Origin of the sequence: Stieleria sp. JC731, assembly GCF_020966635.1 — a bacterium.
In the GTDB taxonomy this organism is placed as follows: domain Bacteria; phylum Planctomycetota; class Planctomycetia; order Pirellulales; family Pirellulaceae; genus Stieleria.
The window spans coordinates 492,902-512,994 of sequence record NZ_JAJKFQ010000005.1 but is presented as its reverse complement, the minus strand read 5'-3'; the positions used below and the strand labels follow the sequence as shown (position 1 = coordinate 512,994).

At 51.4% G+C, this 20,093-nt stretch carries 13 protein-coding genes; all 13 read right to left on the bottom strand.

Annotated elements, in window-relative coordinates; all coding sequences use genetic code 11:
- Nucleotides 1-229: 229 nt before the first annotated feature.
- The 13 genes from LOC67_RS12985 to LOC67_RS12925 all read right to left on the bottom strand — a co-directional run bounded on the left by LOC67_RS12985 (nucleotide 230) and on the right by LOC67_RS12925 (nucleotide 19,746).
- Nucleotides 230-2,356, bottom strand: a complete 2,127-nt coding sequence (locus LOC67_RS12985; protein WP_230263035.1) for a hypothetical protein — start codon at nucleotides 2,354-2,356, stop codon at nucleotides 230-232.
- 113 nt (nucleotides 2,357-2,469) lie between these two features.
- On the bottom strand, nucleotides 2,470-3,405 hold the full coding sequence (locus LOC67_RS12980) for a phosphoribosyltransferase family protein (RefSeq protein ID WP_230263034.1): 936 nt from the start codon (nucleotides 3,403-3,405) through the stop codon (nucleotides 2,470-2,472).
- A gap of 1,345 nt (nucleotides 3,406-4,750) precedes the next feature.
- Nucleotides 4,751-6,214, bottom strand: a complete 1,464-nt coding sequence (locus LOC67_RS12975; RefSeq protein ID WP_315861054.1) for a UbiA family prenyltransferase — start codon at nucleotides 6,212-6,214, stop codon at nucleotides 4,751-4,753.
- A gap of 92 nt (nucleotides 6,215-6,306) precedes the next feature.
- Nucleotides 6,307-7,815 (bottom strand): ArnT family glycosyltransferase, encoded by a 1,509-nt coding sequence (locus LOC67_RS12970; RefSeq protein ID WP_230263032.1) that lies wholly within the window; start codon nucleotides 7,813-7,815, stop codon nucleotides 6,307-6,309.
- A gap of 220 nt (nucleotides 7,816-8,035) precedes the next feature.
- Nucleotides 8,036-8,893, bottom strand: coding sequence for a glycosyltransferase (locus LOC67_RS12965; RefSeq protein WP_230263031.1), 858 nt, complete (start codon nucleotides 8,891-8,893; stop codon nucleotides 8,036-8,038).
- Between the two features lies 1 nt (nucleotide 8,894).
- A complete protein-coding gene (locus LOC67_RS12960) occupies nucleotides 8,895-10,265 on the bottom strand; it encodes an O-antigen ligase family protein (protein ID WP_230263030.1) in 1,371 nt (456 codons plus the stop codon).
- 77 nt (nucleotides 10,266-10,342) lie between these two features.
- Nucleotides 10,343-11,218, bottom strand: coding sequence for a sulfotransferase family protein (locus LOC67_RS12955; RefSeq protein ID WP_230263029.1), 876 nt, complete (start codon nucleotides 11,216-11,218; stop codon nucleotides 10,343-10,345).
- Nucleotides 11,219-11,309: 91 nt separating this feature from the next.
- Complete coding sequence (locus LOC67_RS12950; RefSeq protein WP_261366892.1) at nucleotides 11,310-12,488, bottom strand: glycosyltransferase family 4 protein; 1,179 nt, start codon at nucleotides 12,486-12,488, stop codon at nucleotides 11,310-11,312.
- A gap of 519 nt (nucleotides 12,489-13,007) precedes the next feature.
- Nucleotides 13,008-14,144, bottom strand: a complete 1,137-nt coding sequence (locus tag LOC67_RS12945) for a glycosyltransferase family 4 protein (protein WP_230263027.1) — start codon at nucleotides 14,142-14,144, stop codon at nucleotides 13,008-13,010.
- Nucleotides 14,145-14,167: 23 nt separating this feature from the next.
- Complete coding sequence (locus LOC67_RS12940; protein ID WP_230263026.1) at nucleotides 14,168-15,181, bottom strand: glycosyltransferase family 2 protein; 1,014 nt, start codon at nucleotides 15,179-15,181, stop codon at nucleotides 14,168-14,170.
- Between the two features lie 93 nt (nucleotides 15,182-15,274).
- A complete protein-coding gene (locus tag LOC67_RS12935) occupies nucleotides 15,275-16,207 on the bottom strand; it encodes a sulfotransferase family protein (RefSeq protein WP_261366928.1) in 933 nt (310 codons plus the stop codon).
- A gap of 106 nt (nucleotides 16,208-16,313) precedes the next feature.
- Complete coding sequence (locus LOC67_RS12930; RefSeq protein ID WP_230263024.1) at nucleotides 16,314-17,516, bottom strand: glycosyltransferase; 1,203 nt, start codon at nucleotides 17,514-17,516, stop codon at nucleotides 16,314-16,316.
- Between the two features lie 937 nt (nucleotides 17,517-18,453).
- Nucleotides 18,454-19,746 carry an ABC transporter ATP-binding protein gene (locus tag LOC67_RS12925; RefSeq protein WP_230263023.1) on the bottom strand — a complete coding sequence of 431 codons (1,293 nt, stop codon included), beginning with the start codon at nucleotides 19,744-19,746 and terminating at the stop codon, nucleotides 18,454-18,456.
- Nucleotides 19,747-20,093: the final 347 nt, after the last annotated feature.

Below are 20,093 nucleotides of genomic sequence, written 5' to 3'. Positions count from 1 at the left end.
GGCGCCACCGACCAAGGGGGATCTGACATACCCCTGATCATAGCCAGTCACGAGCAGCCCGTGGGGCTAAACAATCACTGCAACGAATAACCGCTGTTGATCATCAACCGAATCGTATCGCGATCATGTGCTGTGATCAGCGGTATGATCGATCAACGACGCTGTTCATTGCAGACTCTCCGCTCACAAGCCGCCGCTGTCAGACATCGCTTGCGGATCATTCCATCACCTACCCCTGAAGCAACCACAGCAGCAGCAAGACAACGAAGAGAACTCCGACCAAACCACCGGCCACAACGAGCTGTTTAAATCGCCGGATCGCGATGGTTCGTTGTGGAACGAACTCGACCGGCTGGCCAAAATCATCTTCAATCGGCTGATCAAACGCGAGCTGATCACGATGCTGGAGATACCAAGGCCGTTGCCAACCAAAATTCAGCATCAAAACGACCGGTCGACAAAGCGTTTTCGTCGGTGACTCGTTCAGATAGTCGACACAGTAATTGTAGAAGTATTCGGCTTTCTCCCACATCTTTTCACGATAGGTTGAATCGCTCTCATATCGCGCCGCGTGTTCAAGCACCTGCCACTTCCGCATGTCCTGTGCTGCCCATGTTTCCGTCGGGTACTGCAGTTTTTCAGGCTCGTCCAAAGTCGGCCGCTCGTGCGCTGCCATCCACCGCGCGTAGTGCCGAAGTGACGCGACACCGTAGCGAAAGTCGTCATCGGTTTCACCCAGCGTCAACTTGTAGTCAACGAATCTGGCGAGCGCCTGCAGATACATCGTATAGAACCAGCGCAGCTCGGCATTGAGCAAGTCCAACGCATCGAGATCTTGGTTCGGATGAACGGTTCGCCGCATCAGCAACGCGGCCCGATCTAAATACTTCCGCTCGCCGGTCAACTCATGACCGGTCAGCAGAGCATGCGTTGAGTTCCCTGAAGCTCGCCCCGGACCATAGTAGCCTTCACTACTGCAAGTGGAGTATCCGGTGTCGGATCGCGAAAGCCATCGAAACGGGGTTTGCGCCCCATCATCGATACGCATCACATAATCCGCCGCGTTGATCGCAGCTTCCTTGTAGCGTTCTTTACCGGTCAGGCAATACGCCAGCATCCAACCGGTGCTGTAGTTGTGGGCTGCCGCCGGTCCGCCCCCTACCTGATAGGTCTTTGCAAGCTTGTCTCCGGTTTCCCCCAGTTCCTCAAGATCGGTTCCTCCATCGAACGATTGACTCACGCGTAGTTGGCGGGGATAGCTTCGGTGTGCAGCCGTATGGGCGTCAGCGTAGTGATAGGTATGCCAAAACAGTCCGCCGTTATAGAGCAGCTTATCTTGATTGGTGTGATAGGTATCGATATCCCATGCGTGGTCCGCCATGGGGAGCATTAGCTCCAGCCATCGAGGATCACGCGTCCTGAGATACTGAATACCGAAACCAAGAGTGCAGTCGTATTGGTTGTTGTAGTGAGAAATCATCGGGGTATCCCCACGATGATAGACCGCCTCGTGATCACCCCAGACATCACCGAAATGTCGCCAACCGAACTCGTCGATCTTCTCGCGCTTAGCGAAAAAAGAATCGTCACCTTCGATTGCAAGGTCGACGAGCGACTCATAGCGAGAATCGCTTTGCTCTCCGCGAGGCTTCAAAAACTTGAGGATCGATTGAAGACGATCGTCGACGTTAGCGGGATCCACCGACAGTGCCAAATGATCTTGAATCGACGACGTGCTTGAGCGAGACCGCTGTTCAACCACCACTTCAAATGTCTTCTGCTCTCCGCCCTGTAGCTCCGTCAAGCCTGCGTCGGAAGGCAGAAGCCCCACAGTCACACCATCCGGAGTGACTTCCAATGAAGATGGAAAGCATTCCCAGAAGTCTCGGAGATACACCGACACCACTTCGTCTCCCAGCGTGACATGGCAAATCGGCGAGGCCCGCAGTCCCGTCGATTTTTCACCGTCGATTTCGACCTCATAGCCTTTCTGGACCAAGTCGACTTTGCCGTGCTGATTGAGGTGGTTTTTGCTTTGCCAGTTTTCACCGCCACTTGAAAACTGTTTAACCGAGATGGATTCACGGGCCGTCACGGCCCCTTGTTCACGCGACAGTTCGACGCACAGATCCGAGAATCGTTCACCCGCCGCAGGACGCAATGAAAGCGAGAACTCGTCAATCAGCAGCGAACCCTCCCCTCCAAGATCCCAATTTCCTCCGGGATGGCTAGACGGCTGTGGATTACGCAGGACAATTTCAATGCGACAGCAGCAATCTCCCTCAGGTAGGAGTTGTGTGCCGACCTCAATCGGGAGCGAATAGGGTGTTGTGGCCCCTGATGCTGGAAGTGACACTTGGAACTTCTGTCCGGCACACCTAACCAGCAGTTCTCGCTTTAATCTATCTAGCAACACTGTTTTACTTGAATGAGCGACATGGTGACATGAGCTACAGCTACAAAAGCTCTCTATTTGCCCTTCAGCTGAAAGAAAATTTGCTTGAGCTTTCTCTTAATTCGAAAAGTGAAATTTGCAATTTCATTCGAAGCAGTTTTCAAGCCGGTTCCAGGGTAATACATGGTTCCATTTCCGGCACAGTAGACCTTCTTGCCAGAAAGCTGTGCGATCCGTTTTGCTTGATCAACTTCACTCTCAATGAACAGCCTAGCGCCGCTGAGACGCTGGTAAGTCTTTGCCTTGAAGGCGACATGGGCTTGCGTCCGGCGTCGTTCTTCAGCCGAATCGAGGTTGAGCATATGGAGTTCTCCGAACTCGATTCCGGAAGCCTTCATCCATTGCTCCGTATCACTGCGATATTTTTCGAGCCGGCTTGTGACGAGATATCCGAGCTTTCCATGCGGCTGGATTAGCGGTGTCGCATTGCTGAGGAATTCCCGATATTTGGGACCATCATCATTCTGCTCGACGGATGGATCATGGCAGAGCACGCCGTCAATGTCGAAGCAAATATCTTGAGCGTGTACGTGGAAGATGTTCCAGTCAAAGATTCGAGGCATCTTGACGACTTCGAAAGCGATGTCTACTTGATCTTTGGTTGCTGGAGCGGCGTATGCCACCGCGTATGTAATTTTGATCGAGTCCGGTATATTCGAATTCTTGATTCTGTCTTTCACATTTGCCAGCGAGTGCCCTGTGCCAATACTATCATCCACTACCAGCACATGTTTCGACTCGTAGACTGAATTTGGGAAACGTGAGTCCGCCTTCCGCGACGTGCCAGAAGCGAAGCGACGGTTCTCCAGAAACCCGGCCAAATCCGCGATTGGTTTATTAAGAGCCAAGCCAATAATACTAGCCGGAATAAGGCCGCTCCGAGGTATCCCAACGACCAGATCAACATCCGCTGGAATGGTATGTAGCTTCGACAGAATGACTTGGTTCAAGTCTTGATAGGACCGATAATTCATACTTCGTTTAGTTCCTTTCACAGGTCATTAAATCGCCAGCCCTAGCAAAGATCATTGCAGCGATGAGAAATGAGCGAAAATCAATGGTATTCAATCAGTGGCCTTAGCCGATCTACCTGGCCGCCGAAAATCTTCGCACCAGCAAGAGTGTGGTGGCCGTAATCGCAAAAATACTTACTCAGTTTTTCATCAATTGCAAAACACGTCTGCCCTGAAGCATCCATTGTGTAAGCATTACGATTGAGCCGAGAGACCTCGGGAAACTCTTTTGCGATTTCTTCAATCACTCCGTCGGCTCTCCTCGCAGTTATCCCATTTGGCAACCCGCAATCTTCGGCACATGCTCTATTTACGGCCTGCACGAGACTGGTGACCTGAGATCCGGATAGGAAATCCCCACCGAGTGGCAGTCGCTTGATCAACGACCGGAATATGTGATTGCGATAGTCGAGACATAATGGGAACACTGCAAGCAACCGACTCAATAAACGCAGCAGGCAGAGGTTGTTGTAACCTGTCGACCGATTGGAACGTTTCTTCCGGAAGAAAAAACCGTCGCGAAGCTGGGACGCTCTAATTCTTTTCCATGAAGTCCTCAAGCAGTGCCGGCCCACGTAGACAGTCCGGAGCCTGACCAATGAAGACATTCTCGTAACTAAAATGCCTCCCCCACATCTCGAGCCTTTTATGGAAGCTGAACTCGCTTTCGAGTGAAATACTTTCCATGTACCGTTGGAGAGTTCTGTGATGAGTTACCGGGCCGTGGACCAATTGCGCATAAAAACTTTTCGCAAATTCGGGCTGGTCACAACAATTAAACAAGATCGACGCTTGATTACAGACTTGCCTAGTTAGCTTTCGGACTTTTTCAACCGAGGAAGAGGTGAGACATTGGCCGTAAAAAGCCTCTGAGGAAACAACGAGGGTATGGTAGCACGACGCGTTGGCTTCCTCATGCATGGCGTTCAGGAAGTCCAACTCAAACGATTGCTTGAGTCGACGAAAAGCCATCGCCGGTCAACACCTTGAAGATTTCACTAAAGTAAATTTCGGTCTCGGGGTAGCCGGCCCATGCTGCCATTTCCCAATGCCTGAAGAGGCCAGGCAGTCGATCACGAGGAACCCATCCTCCCGCAAATAACGCTGATTGTCAGCCAGATAGTCTCTGGATGGATGTAGAGCCTGCCTTGTGTCTACCGATATGCAAACAGAGTTTCATTTTTACGCAGGCTGCAGCGAATACCCGATAGAAAACTCAACCGTCCTTGGCAGGCATCGAATAAGACACATGGCCTCTAACGCCTCCATGGCACACAACACTTCACGGAAGACGCGCGACAACGGTAAGAGACAACACCACTACGATCGCCAAAACGCTGGCACGATCCTTGAGCGTAAACACAATTGGGTCGTCATCCATGTCCCCCCGGAGAGTCTTTGACCACATCCGCATCAGCCAGTAACACATGCATGGGATTGCGAGCCAAAGCAACTGTGGATCCCGGTACTGATTCTTCAAGACATCGCTATCAAGGTAAAAGCAAAACATCAGCAGGGAAATAAGCGATGACGCGGTCCCAAAACTAGTAACCACATGCAGGTCCGCCAATTGGTAGTCGCGGCCAGAAACGCGGTGTTGCCCCTTCTCTCTAAGGGAAACTAGCTCCGCCCCTCGCTTCACTAGAGCAAGACTGAGAAAGACGAACATAGAGAAACCGAGCAGCCAAAACGAGACAGTGACTCCGATCACCGCCGCTCCCGCAAATATCCTGATAGTGTAAAGCGATGCAAGCGCAATCACGTCCATCCCAAAGAAGCGTTTCAGTTTAAGTGAGTATGAAAGCGTTAAGACGAGATACGCTAGCAGAATCACCAAGAAGGGCGTCGCGACGTACGCCCCCAGTCCCAACGAAACCCAAAAGAGCACGAGCGCCACCAATGCTCCTGCAACCAGAGAAATGCTGCATGCGGCGAGCGGGCGAGACCGCTTGCGGGGGTGCCGACGATCAGGCTCCAAATCAAGGAGATCGTTCAGTACGTATGTTGACGACGCCAGAAGGCCGAAAGCAATGAACGCTATCAAGGTAATGCCAACGGCCGCGAGATCGGTGTAGCGTCCCGAGACTAGCAAAGGCACAAAAATCAGGGCATTTTTAAGCCACTGGTAAATTCGGAGCTGCTTTACCCAGACTTTGGCACCAGCCCCCTTCGTGGTATCAAGCTGTCCATTGAAGAAGCTGTCATGCGGAATCGCTCGAGCTGCCCGCTTTGTCGGAGAGACCAAATAAGCCTCCTCTGCCTTGTCGAAGAGTACATAGTCTTCACTGCTGTTCCCGAGATAGCCGAAACGCGCCGTTTCTTCGAGTACCTTTGCTAATTTCCGGGAGCCCTTGAGATTCTGATCTGCCGAAGATGCGATGTAGCCATCGAAGATCGGATAGGCGGCGACAAATGCCTTCGCGACCTTCTCGGTCGAAGCTGTTGCGAGAACCAGGCGACGGCCACGCTGCTTCTCTTGCTTGAGAAATTCGTAAGTTTCAAGATTGAGAGGTATCGTCGCGACGTCAAACGCCCCTGCTTCGGCAAGCCGATATTTCAGGAAGGCCTTCCCACGAAATAACCAGAAGGCAAACTGAAACAAGACCAACGGGCTCCGCTTCACCGCTGCGAGAAACGTCTCTATAAGCATGTCCGACTTGATGAAGGTGCCATCCAAGTCGACGTAGAGCGGAATTCCAGCGGAACTGCTTTGCGGTGTTTCGAGTACGGACTCTAACGCATTCACCGTATTTCACCAAATTCGCTGAGAAGCAACATCAAGTGAGCTGCAACGACCAAACCAATGGGCATAAAACTGGATCCAAACCTTTTGGCAGCCTAGCGACTGACTGCTTCTGAGTTGCGATAATAACGCTGCCGAATTTCACTACGTGTCATGCTCGTGGGAAGCTCGACGATCATATAACGTCCACGCTCCATCAGCGGGTTGCGCACTCCACTCGAAAGTGCCTCCCGGTCAAGCACCGCGTGAGTGAACCTAGGGTCGAGATCGATATTCGTATTGACCATCGACGCTCGAAGTCCAGTCGTCAGCTGTAGGCCGTGGTTGTTTATCGTGCAGACGTTCGTCGCTTGCGGATCAGAGCTTTCGAGCGGAGACTCGCCGATCTCCATAAAGAGAGCTGCCAAGTCGTCTCGCCCTTCAACCGGAGAAAAGGGATGCGTTTCGTGTCTAACGACAAACAAGCCCAGTGAGATGAACTGCACAATAGCCAGCGTCGCAAAAATACATCGCTGAGTACTTTGTCGCCTAAACAGCACCGGTGAAGCATAGACAATCATCAACAGGCTGCCGACCAGACTAAACCAATATCGCTCGGCGCCGCCAATCGTCATGACGGCCACAATGGCCATCGCGGGAAGAACGCTTAAGATGACGGATGAGAAACGTTGAAATTGAGCCAAAATCAATAAAGAGACTGCAAACGTGCCGGCAAGAGCGATTAGGTTGCCGGCAGGGATCCTTGATAGATCCATTAGCCAGGCTACTGGCAATGTGTGCCTAGGAACATGATAGATGGCGTGCCACAGGATATTCTGCTTTGCCGTAGCAATGATCTCACCCGTCGTTTTGAATTCACTATCCGGGTCTTCAATCACCTTCTTGGTAATCATCTGAACTTGGTTGACTCCGTCCAGCCCAAGTCCGCTGGTGTCAATTGCCCGATTCCGCATCGTCCAAACAAAGAAAGGCACGCTGAACGCAGCGCCAAAAACCACCCCCCTTGCGATTGATTCCTTTTTAAACAGCCCACGTGAATAGAGATACGGAAGGATCGCAAGCGGAATCCCTAGAAGGGCCCCTTTTATCAACATGCCTAGCCCGACCAGGAAGCCGCACGCTGAAACGGTCAGAATGGACCGTTGAGCCTTAAAACAAAGGTGGATCAGAAGCAAACTTAATATTTGCCAGGTAAAAACTGGCATCTCGGCCATCGCGATGCGGCTGAAGTGCCAGACAAATGGATTGAGCAAAACCATGAGTGCGATCGCATTCGCCTGACTGCGTGAAAAAGCAAGTTGAATGAGATAGAAGCGAGCAAGCCAAACGCCGGCCAACGATGTTGCAATGATGGTGAGTTTCACCAATAGCAAGCTGATCGTATCACCGCTGGCCGCCACGGAGGGCATCAACAGGATCGCCATCCCAGGCGGCCAGAGCGTGTGCGGGACGTACTCTTCCTGATTCAAAGATCGCGTGTAACCACGCCCCTCGAGCAGATTTTTGCTAAGCGAAATATAGCTCTCAGAATCGTGTGAGTTATAAGGTGTAAAGTCGAGCCGTGCATTGGGGAACGCGAAGTAAGCGAGACTGATAACGACCAAGCACCAAAAGCTTGCTCGCTCGAACCAGATCGTGTTCGTCTCAACTGGAGTACTTTCGATGCTCATCGATTGCGAATCTTCTGATTTTCCAATTTTGAGTCCGACGGCCCTCCCATCAAGAGCTAGGAGAACCTTTCTTTCGGGGACGGAGCGATCGCCGAGCCTACCCCAATCTGCATTGCTCTACAGAAAACAACGCAATGCCATCGCTCACTTTCGCCTAAAGTTTGCGAAGGAGCTTTCTACGAATCATCTTGCGGAGATACCAAGTCGTCTTCCATTTCCCCGCATCGATCTTTTCCAGAACTCTGTGATTGATCTCCCTACACTGATCCGGCCAGTCGTCAAAACTGAGCTCCCGTAGCAATCGCTCTTGCAATTTCCCTGCTTCATACCGGGCGATGCGAGAGAAATAGACCGAAATATCCCCCAGCTTCCAGGGTGATAAGCTTGGGAATGCATAGCCACACCCATCTTCAAAAACGATACGGTCGCTATGCCCTTGATGAGGGTCGCCGATATCTGAATTGACGGCCTTGGTAATAGCGGAATCGATCCACAACAAACCCTTCGGCAGACGAAACTGACGCGACCGTACAAGACGCAGAAAATCGGCCGTCAACGCATAACAATTTCCAAAGAGACAATAGCGCTCGACTAGCATCTGACGGTAAATATCTTGGTTCCGCCCGGACATTGGCAGACCAGCCGCTGCGTTCGCGGTTGACGACTGACCTAGTTTTCCCGCAAGCACCTCAAACACATTCCCTGTAAACCAGACGTCAGCATCGGCAAAGAAATGCACTGGAACACTTAGATCTGCCAATTCGTGAACATATTGGTTCCAAGCATTACATTTGTCCCCAATCGGAATTTCCGTCAGTTCAAGACTAGGATGCTTGCCCTGCATCGCACGAACCAATTCACAGGTGCGATCACGGCAGCCATTGGCGACGATGCGGACCGAAACGAGTCCTTCACCTGCATTTTCAAAAATGCTATCGACGCACCGTTCGATCGCTTTTTCTTCGTTGTACGCAAACACGACAACGGAATAAGGGGTACTCGAGTCAGTCATCCTATGGCCTCCGCTGGGGTACCGTTCTCGAATCGGTAACTTCACCCTTCAAGTCTTCGGGCCCACCGTTTCCTGCAGGCCCCATCCCAGCCACTGTGGGTGGGACAGGCACAAAAACCGGATTACCAGAATGAAAACGATAAATCGCGAGCGACGCTATCCCAACAACCATTAGCAAATAAGGACTCTCAATCAATGCCCCACTTGAAAACATACTGCTAAGCATATAGCCAGGGACGCCCGCCAGAATTGCCAAATTACAGGTTCGAAACCAATCCGGAAAACTACGCCGGTGGCGCCACCAAACCCGAAAGTGCACCCACCACGGCAGCAAAAAGAAAGCCAGATACACTACTAGTGCTGGTGTACCACTACCAGTACCTACCTCAAAAATCAAATTGTGCAGAGCCTTGGCTTGACTAGTTAAACCGCCCTCGTAGTACCGTGGCACCATTCTTTCCCCTGCCCATGGCCCAACCCCCAACAACGGATAATCTTTCATGATAGCAGCGCCGGCTTTCCACAAAGCGAAGCGACTCTCCGCCGAAGTGTCTCTCTCCCCCTCTGCCGAAAATGCGGACGAAAACTCCTCGACAACAGAGGGACCTGCTAGCACCGCGCCTGCGATCAATCCGGCCATCACCAGACTAAACGTTTGGCGATTCTTAGGCATGGCAACCACCCCGACACCGACCATCCCGATAGCACCGAGCATTGTTCCACGCGACTGCAAGATCATCAGTTGGTGCATCTGCAAGACAAACACTACGCCCGACAGACCAATCAAAAGTCGCTTTCGCTCTGTCAGCATGAAAGCGAATGCGATTGCCATCGGGGGAACTGACGATATCGAGTAAACGTTATTATCAAGGTAATTCCACGTAAAATACGTCACGTTAATACCATACTGATAAAACATCTGATTGATATTAAACGCATTCCACCCCTGCGCACAAACAATCGACCAGCAAAGCAGATTCAATCGTTTTGGGGAATCGATGGTCCAACACGCGAGAACTGCCATCACGACAATCTTCCATGTCACATCCAGAAAGAATGCAGACTTTGCAGGATTCAAGCTTTGCTGAGCGCTAACAAATGACAAGACTAAATACAAAACTAGCCCAGCAATTGCCAAATTTCCTGACATAGGTAACTTTTGTCTTTTCATCCCAGACAAAAGAAACCCCAAAAATGCAGCGGCGGATATGTATTTTTGGTACGCAATGATTGGTATTGCCCACCGCCAATTCCATGTCGGGCACAAAACCGCCCAGAAATTGTAGCCGACACAGCCCTTCCACGAATCTCGTATCGCCCCCACGACGATATACAAGAACAATAGAAAAATTACGAAACTACCAATCGACATTTTCGGTCCGTGTCACGCACTTAGGATGCGAGGCAACCTGCTCCACTTTGAGCATTGAATAGAATAGTTTTGATTGATCACCGGCTTCGCTTGTACTTTTGCCAGCGTATTTCCTGAACGATGCGATCGGATAGACACGCGATGCGGGAATACAGACGACTTACCTGACGCGGCTCGTAAAGCAGCTCATATTGAAACTGCGTCAACATTTCTTCAGAAATCGATTCGATTGTCCGGATCTGCTTTTCGCTCAGCTTTGAATTCCAGTCATGGATCCGGTTTGGATCCGGAGGCGTTAGCACGTTTTTATTCCCCGCATGAATAGCGGTCTCAGAGGGCTGATCGTAGTACCGAAGCATTCGATCCAGCTCGTCTAGCTCAAGAAAGTCAGCCAGACGCCGCACCTCGGCTTCAAACCCAGTGATCAAATCTTCGTAGCGCACCACAAGAGTGCGATCCGGATACTGACCCAGGAACTGCTGCTGTCGCTTGACCTCGTCTCGCCATTTGATCCCAGCCGCAACGGCATTCGAAGGACGCCCGACTGCAAAAGTACTGGTATCTAAGTAACTCCGACAGACAGCCCTCCCATCGCGGACGATAACGACAAACTTCGCATCGGGAAACGCCTCGGCATACTGTGGCAGATAGTAAGTGATACGAGGATCTTTTAAGCACCACCGTGAGAATCCCGCGTCCCCTGCGGCTCGCACCATCGACCGACGAAACACGTCGGTCCGACTTTCACCCGCCTGAACATCCGCAAACCTCAAACGCTTCGAAAGCTGCCTAGCGAAGGCATCGACACCTCCTTGCTGACTCCCAAACAAGGCTTCGTGGACGGAGAACATCTCATTCCAGCAAAAAACCTCCCCTGATGCCGAAAGGATCTTGTACAGGAGGGTGGTCCCCGACCGCTGGGTCCCTAACACGAAAAATGGAAATTTCGCCATGTACGTTTAAGTAGCGTTGGACTTTAAATCATCTGCGTCAATTCGGATCGCTCGCTTTCGCCGCCTTCAAGACTGACATCAAATGCGAACACTAGCACTTCGCAAGGATCTCTTCAAAACGGCTTTTGGCCTGCTTTCCAAGTTGCTCCCAGTCAAAATTCGATTGGACGTGACGCACCGCAGCCTGCCCCATCGCCTCGCGCTGACCTGCTGTGGCCAAGTTTTCACGCACGCACTGAATCAGTTCGTCTGGTGTCGTCGCGTCAATCAGAAACCCGGTCTGCCCTTCGACCATCGTATCGGCGGTTCCACCACTGCGCCCGGCGATCACCGGCTTGCCCGATGCCTGAGCTTCCAACAGCACAATCCCAAAACCTTCGACATCCTGACCTACCGCACGATTGGCCAGCACGAAAATATCACACTCGTGATAAAGGGTCACCAACTGTTGGTCATCAACCTCACCCGCAAAACGAACCCGATCATCAACCCCAAGCGATTTCGCCAGCGACTGCAACGAAGACAACTCTTCACCAGAACCGGCGACCGTATAGGAGACCTCGGGAAATAGCTTCATAAGCTCGAGCAACGCCTGAATGACAACATCATGCCCCTTTCGCTTCTGCAGACGCCCCGCTGTCAATAAATTCAGCGATTTCGATCCCTCGACAGCCACATTGGCATTGGCAAAACGCTTCGTATCGACGCCAGGATGCATCAACACGATCCGATCCGGCGACACGCCCCAGTCATCAATCAATAACTGCTTGGTAAAAGTTGAGTTGGCAATTAGCGCAACCGCACCCTTAATCGCGAAACGTGTTGCAAATGTTAAGTCGCGACTGGTTTTGGCGACATTGACGTCCTCACCATGCACATAGCACGCATAGGGCACCCCTGTTAGCATTGAAGTCAACCGGCACGCCAAACCCTCATTCAGAGGACGAGCGGCATGCATGATCCTCGGCTGATACTGTTTGACGATCCCCCGCAGGACCCATGAGATCCGATAGTAATCACGAAGCGCCTTGCCGTTCAAAACTCCGCGTGACTTCATCATCAGCTTTTGACGAATCACCGTTTGCGGGTAAACCTCATCCACTCGCTTGGAGTTTTCGGCACACCCTGCAACGACAACACATGTGCCTTCATCCTGACGCTGATACACTTCCCACAGCCATCGACCACTCCCTCCAATTGTAGGCGGGAAGATGTCCGAGACGACAAGACAATCGACCGAGGGACGCTGCGAATCCTTTTTAGATGCCAACGAGACACATCCGGCAAACAGAGAAATAAAACATTTGATCAACGAGCCACAGAATTATGGCATGAGACAATCAAGATACATCGATTCAGCCGAGCTAATTTCCGACGACACCAAACTATCCAACAAGTGAAGCGAACGGCTGATTAGCTCACGATTCCCAGTGCCGGCGTCTGGCCACCATTTCCCAAAATTGACACAGCCTTAAGCGGCCTACGGGAATAATTGCTTATCGGCCTGGGCGTTAATGCAGCGAATGCTCTTGGTTCTGGAGATTTGCTATTGCTGGTGGTGGTGCGACTGCTTTGAATTTGACTGACATCACGTCGGAGCGTGATGGGTACTTTGGAATCCTGACTGGTATGACGGAGAAACGTGGTGACTGCAACTGCGTCTACCGGAACCCCCAGTGCACTATCCACTACCAGCGTCTGCGTTGATTAGCACGCCACCTGTCGAGCAAACAAACACTCCTTGACTTTTCGCGGGCTCTGCTGCAAAGCCATTAGCTAAATGTACTGGCTAACGCCGCGCCGACGCGGCTTGATAATACAGCTCCAGCATCTGCGCCGCAGATGCCTCCCATGAAAACCGCTGCACGTGCTTGTAGCCCTTCTCAACGTGACTGTGCCGTAGCTCTGCACGATCATGGAGTTCCAAAATTGCTTCAGCCAGGGATCCCTCGCGATCCACATCGACAAGGGTCCCGGCGCCACCGACCGCCTCGGGCAATGAACTGTTGCTGGAAGCAACCACAGGCACGCCATACGACATCGCTTCCAACACAACCAGCCCGAACCCCTCATAGCGACTCGGGTAGGCGAACACGGCTGCGTTTCGATACAGACTTGCCCGCTGTTGATCATCGACAAAGCCGAGCTGGTGAACCCGATCACCCACACCGAATCGATCGATCGATCGGGCCACGTCGTCACTCGATTCACCAGGTGCTCCGGCAAGAACAAGGTCCCAAGAGACTTGACTTGCGACTCTTGCATATTCTTCGACTAAATAAGGAACGTTTTTCCTAGGCTGCATCGTCCCCATGAACAGCACGTAGCCTTTTTGCAACAAACTTTGCGAGTCGGGAAACGCTGAATCCTCTGACAGGACAGAGGCCGGATCACTCACCGCCGACTCAAACCCCTGATAGATGACGTGGACCTTTTCGCGATCGACCCCCTGGCCGATGCAATCATTCGCAGTTGATTGCGACACCGCGGTGACTTTCGTTGCGAGCTTCATCGAGCGATCGGTCCATCGCTTCAGATAGCGATCGAGCCCCTCGCCCTTCACCTTCATAAAGTAATACGCCAAGTCATGAATGGTGACGACGGAGGGCGGTCCGAAAGAGGGAACGATGTGGCTGGGGCTATGAAAGACCGAAATTCGGTCAAGCACTAACCTCGCGGGCAAATAATAATCCCACCACCACTTTGGCCGCTCATCGATATCAGGAAAGGCAAAGCCACGATGAACGACGCGTGGATGCCCGGCCAACCAATCCTTAACCGGATCATTCTTCTGTCTTCGATAGTACAGATAAAACAGATCGTCGGTGCCAAGCTCCAACAGAGCCTCGACGAGACCGACGGTGTATCGACTGATACCTGTCTTCTGCGAAACCGCAACCGGCTGAACAAAGATTCCAATCCGCATTTGCTCAAACCCTGAGCCCGAAATCAGGATTGCGATTCATGAATTGAGCTGCGATCAACAACAGCCGATCCATCAACCATTCTCTGAACCGAATCGGTACCCCGAGTCCGGCGTGCGTGGTCCCAACTCCAGTACAGCTGCTTGAGATTACTTGACGCCAAGCCGTATCTGATCCCAATCGCCGCGACCTTTGCGGCCATACCGTAGCGTCCTGCCCGCCAAGACCGCACCAACGCAGGAGGCCAACGCTGAACAACCCTAAACCGAAAGTCCGCTTTCCATCTTCGAGCATCAGAACCACATTGCCGCAGACGAAAATCACCTGCCAGCAATGCGTAACACATCTGCGTGTCTTTATTCGAAAGACTAATACCATCCGCCAGACGCTCGCAGCAGATCTTGGCTTTCGAGCAGAACGCAAAATCACCTTGCTGAGCAATCCCTAATACGAAATCATAGTCATTGGCAGATGGAAAAAAGCCTTGGGTACGAGCCGCTCGAAGCGCCACAACCTTCCTGGTGCACAAGTTCATCGAAGGAACGAAGCAACCATTCCTCAGCAGCTTTCCGAACGACCCTTCGTACACATTGGACTGAGCTGACAACCCGGGCAACTCCTCAGCGATCCCTCGCAACCCCCCGGGGCTATCAGTGATTGTTCCAAAACTTGCAATACACCCAGGTGAATCAAGCAAGGCTTCTAGAAGATACTTCACGCGCCCATCGCAGGACGTATCATCGGAATCCAAAAAACTGACGAAATCACACGAAGCATTTTCGACGCCAACAAGCCTCGCTTTGGCAGCGCCCTGATTTCCAATCGTTACCAAGCGGACTCTATTGTCGATCTGCTCAAGATTTGCACATGACCCATCGGATGAACCGTCATCAACAACAATTACTTCGCCTACAACGTCTCCATCGCTTGCAAGGACACTCTCCACAGCCCGAACGATGCGATGACCACGATTGAAGGTGGGGATCACTACAGAGACCGCGACACCCTCCTCTGTATTCTGACCCTCTTGTCGATTCATTTCCCAACTGACCATCAACAGAACAACCGCACTTGGCTCCGCCCTAGGGAAGACAATGTCACGCCCCCCGCTGCCAAAATACCGCGACTAAGATTAATACCAATACTTTTCTAGATCTTTCCCTACGAGCTCTGACAGCCCGTCCAACTCCCTCCTGAAGAAGTCGTCCAGAAACTCCTTTGTACTCGCTTCCATCTTGGGCGTAGCTCCCATCCGCGATGGGTTGATACGATTATGCACCCATTCGATCGCACGCGCAGCGAGCGGCATTTGGCGCGAACCGATATCGACTGAATAGGGCAACCGCCCGACGTACTGCTGGTTCCCCGCTGATCGCAACATCCGATTCTTCAACGCTTGCAATCGCACACTTCGAGGAAACTTTGCCTTATTTGTATGTGTTTGCAGAGCATCCGAGGGGAAGAGGGAATAGTCGATCCCAAGAAAGTCAGACAACCCCTTCGCGATACCGGCCTTATCCGAAACAAATTCTTCCAGAACAAAGAAAAATACTCGCTCACGAGGAATGAACTCGAGCATCCGCCGGACCTGCTCAAGGTACATGCTGCGTGCGAGTACCATTGACGGAATAAATCGCAACGTATCCTCAAACGTAAACATGGCACGTCCTGTTCGCAGCATGTGCCAGTACTGGGAATAAGCCCTCTGAGTAGGTTGCCGCAAGCACACCACAAGCTTAATTGGCTGCTCTTGCATCCCGATACGCTTAAAGGCACGTGGCGAAGCTAGGTAGCAAGTGGAATCTTCTCCTAAGATCGCATCCGAGGGAGCTTCTTGAAAGAACCGCTGATACCATTCCCAATAGCGTGTTGAGCCATCAAGGATATTTGGGACATGCCATCGCTCGCTTCCGTTAATAAAAAAGTCGGAATGCTGAAAGATGTCGTCAATATCAAAGAAGTTGACCTCGTCCTTCGGTACAAACACAGCCGGGTGTTTCTCCAGCAGCGCATGAACGGTACTTGTGCCACACTTCATCGCACCACAAATAATAAACCCGGGCAAACGAAACCCAGGTGGCGCGATCCATTCCTCCGAGTAAAGCAACTTCCAGCCTTAGTGAGCGTTCTTTATACGAGCGTGAAACGTCGAATCACCATAATTCAACATATCAATTTGCATTAGAGCTTAACAATGAATCCTCATAAGCATCACCGAGAAGCTCGCGGCATATCTTAGATTTTTCAGCCACGATATCACCGCCAGTGGCGGAAAGCTCAAGGATGCTTGCCAAGCGAGTGATGTGATGATCCATGGTGTAACGACTTCGTACGTGTTTCGCGGCATTAGCACCTAGACTTGAAGCCAACGAGCGGTTCTCAGCCAATCGAACCATAGCCGCAGCCATGGCGGAGACGTCTCGCTCATCAACCAGCAAGCCCGTCTCTCCATCGACAACAACGTCAGGGATCCCAGCATGCCGCGTCGCAACAACTGGAATCCCAGTGGCACCTGCTTCCAGCACCGCTAGCGGCGTGCCCTCACTATCCCCGCTGGACGCGACCACTGAGTGCTGCACGAATGCACGCGCCATCCCCATTTCGCGCTGCACATCTTCATGCGACAACGGCCCAAGAAATGTAACGGCATGCTCTACCTCACAGCCGATCGCCATGTCACGGCACACTCCCATCAACGGACCGTCTCCGACGATTCGCAGCCTTGCCTCAGGACATCGAGCCAAAACTTCCCTGAACGCGAGAATCGTGAGGTACGGAGCTTTCTTTTCCACCAACCGGCCGACCGCTAAAAAAACCGGTTCCGAATCAAGAGGCGATGCACCTTGAAATCTATCGCAATCGATTCCGTACGGGTTGTACACAACCTTTTCTTCAGGACACCCCAGTCGCTGCAACTGGGACACCATCGCTTGCGAAACACCGATTACGGCAGAAGCTTGATCGAACAGTTTCTTATAGCGATCGGAATACTGATCAATCGTATCAGTCTGACTCGCATCGTACCCATGAAAATGCACGACGAGCGGCAAATCAAGTTTCCTACAAGCATCAGCGATCGCAACGCCCGTCGGCCCATACTCCGCCAAAGCCACCTCGGCTCCGGTTTGCCGGATCGCATCACAATATCCCTGATCAACCTCCGCTTTCCACCCCTCGCCTTTTACGAGCCTGGAAAGCTTCCTTGCACCGCGCCGACTCACCGACTGCCTGGGCAACACACTCCCTTCAAGACAAGGGAGCCCGTTTGAACTCCACACGACACCAACGACACCTGGCAACCGCTCACCATGGGCCTTGATGAACGTCTCCGATGCGACATTGACCGAAGGCTGAAAAATGCAGATTTTCTTCAAGAGCGTTTATCTAAAGTAAGAACTGCAATTGCCGCAAGAACTAAAACACACCGACCTAACAATCTGAGAAAAGGCCAAACCAACTCGTGACAATCAAGAAAACTATAAGGAGAATCGCAAATCAACCCAACCACTTAACTTGGATCGAATGCCTTCCAGCCAAATATCTCACGAGCCACCAGCCGCACGATCACAGATCCCAAGAATCGCTGAATAGAGCCTCAAAACATCCGGCCGAAGATACCGTACGAACCTTACAAGCCTGTGCGGCTGCGTACTTACCAAACTCTCGTCAAGCACACTCGATGACTCAGAGTCATTCCCACTACCGGGTAACACCAACCCAAAATCCTTCAAACCTGAACTAAGTGCAGCCACACTAAAGCCAGCACCTGAATTCACAAGGAAACCTGAGCCTGGAACTGCCTGCAAATACGCAAGACACGCTTCATTATACATTTTCCAAAGCGAATACCCTGCGTGAATCGCTGCCAACCTTTTCCCACGATACTCTCGAAGTAAGTCTCCCCGGCGCATCAAAGAGTCCACAACCTCCGAAGGATCCCTAACTGGCGCGACAACGACACAGTCCCCAAGAACATCAACCCATTGTTTTAAAAAAAAACAAATGCGAGGATCTTTTAAAGCAACAACCCCGCCCCCCCCTCTTAATTCCCTTGCAATTGACACAGCACCTTCATAATCAAACACTTCGCCAGCGTTCAAGGAGCGCAGCGAACGATAGTCTCTCCAACTTTTCGCATGAGTTTTAATCAAGCGATCATGGAAACAAATAAGCTTCTTGTTTTCATAGTACCCTCGCTTATTATGTTTCGATGGAGGCAGGAGGTCTCCATTGAATCGCACACCCAACTCAGCCAACTGCTGACAAACTAGAGAGGTCCCCGACCGATGCATTCCCGCAACAACAATGACTTTACTCACAAACGCTCTCCACTTCTATTCGAGCATTTAGTGAAATGAAACCGTTCCCATTGCCGAAAGACGGGTCCAACTCAGCCACCTTCCTATTAAGAACTTCGAAGGAAGCAGCATTCTCAATTCGTGAAATCATCCTACCAGATCTTGGATCTTTCACACGCAACCCAATAATGTAGTTCCCTGGTGTAAATCCTGCCGTTCCAAACTTCCACTTCACATTCATCATTGACGACGGGACGACCTCATCGACTCCAGCCAATCGGTTATTCCAGTTACCGACCAACACTCCCGTTGGCGAAAACACATCTAACCCAAACTGAACAACTGGAATATCAGGCAATTCGAATTTCAGATCAATATCAACGGTCACCTCATCACCATTATCAAATACGTTGGCAAAGCCGCTGGACTGGTCACGGAGCTGAACCCTGCAGCACTGAAACCCGTTTTCCATCCTGCTGCATTCTGCCGCACCAGACTGGCTTCGCTCATTCATCGATTGGAAATATTTGCGCAGCAAGTTGCCTGTCTCACCACTCTCCTTGACTTGCCCTAACTCCATCCAATGACAAGACGTACACAATGTCTCCACAGCGGTCATATTGTGGCTCACGAACACAACAGTCCGCCCCCCCCTCGCGACTTCATGCATTTTCCCCAAGCATTTGCGCTGAAACTCAACATCCCCTACAGCCAGAACCTCATCAATAATCAATATCTCTGGTTCTAGGTGAGCGGCAACAGCAAACGCCAACCTAACCTGCATACCGCTTGAATAACGCTTGGTTGGAGTATCCAGAAATTTTCCGATACCACTAAAACTGACGATTTCGTCGAACTTCCGGTCAATCTCCTTCTTTGTCATCCCGAGAATCGTCCCGTTCATATATACATTTTCACGACCGGTAAGCTCTGGATGAAACCCTGTCCCCACTTCAAGGAGACTACTAACCCTTCCTCGGACGACCGCTCGCCCCTCTGTTGGCTCCGTAATTCGGCTAAGAATTTTCAGGAGGGTGCTCTTACCGGCTCCATTGTGGCCTATTACCCCAACAACATCCCCACGATTAATCTCGAAGGACACGTCTTTCAGCGCCCAAAGCGTATCTTCAGACGACTTCGATTTCCCCGATTTAGCTGTATCAAGCTGCCGCAAAGATCGCAGGTTTCTCAAGGGCGCAGTTAACATGCCCTTAGCCGCGCCCACAAGAGTATCGGGCATCTCATCTTTCGCCCCGACTCGATAGGCTTTGGACAAATTTTCAACGGATATTATCGGAGTTGACATACAATTCTGCTCGCTCTTAACGAACCGAAGCTTTTTCTACTGATTTCAAAAAAACGCAATGCTGGCACGCGAAGCCGCTACCCCAGCCCGTTACACCTACAACTATCGAGACAACACTCGAAATCGACCACTAAAGTGGATCAACTAAAGCATTGCGCTCACTGACCTACGCCTTTGGTACTTCGGGCAGTCCCTACCAAGACCAAATCACACCACCGCCTTTCTATGACGGAACAGAAACCGGCCAGACCGCGCCCCAACCATTCTAAAAGCCGAGTTGCTTTAACGACATACGCTACAACGTGAACACAAAAAGCAAAAACTCTTCTGCTGCTACACACTCAGCA

Excerpts from the sequence above, each read along its gene's own strand:
- LOC67_RS12945 (WP_230263027.1), bottom strand. The coding sequence starts at position 14,144 with ATGCGGATTGGAATCTTTGTTCAGCCGGTTGCGGTTTCGCAGAAGACA.
- LOC67_RS12940 (WP_230263026.1), bottom strand. The coding sequence starts at position 15,181 with ATGAATCGACAAGAGGGTCAGAATACAGAGGAGGGTGTCGCGGTCTCT.
- LOC67_RS12965 (WP_230263031.1), bottom strand. The coding sequence starts at position 8,893 with ATGACTGACTCGAGTACCCCTTATTCCGTTGTCGTGTTTGCGTACAAC.
- LOC67_RS12960 (WP_230263030.1), bottom strand. The coding sequence starts at position 10,265 with ATGTCGATTGGTAGTTTCGTAATTTTTCTATTGTTCTTGTATATCGTC.
- LOC67_RS12925 (WP_230263023.1), bottom strand. The coding sequence starts at position 19,746 with ATGTCAACTCCGATAATATCCGTTGAAAATTTGTCCAAAGCCTATCGA.
- LOC67_RS12955 (WP_230263029.1), bottom strand. The coding sequence starts at position 11,218 with ATGGCGAAATTTCCATTTTTCGTGTTAGGGACCCAGCGGTCGGGGACC.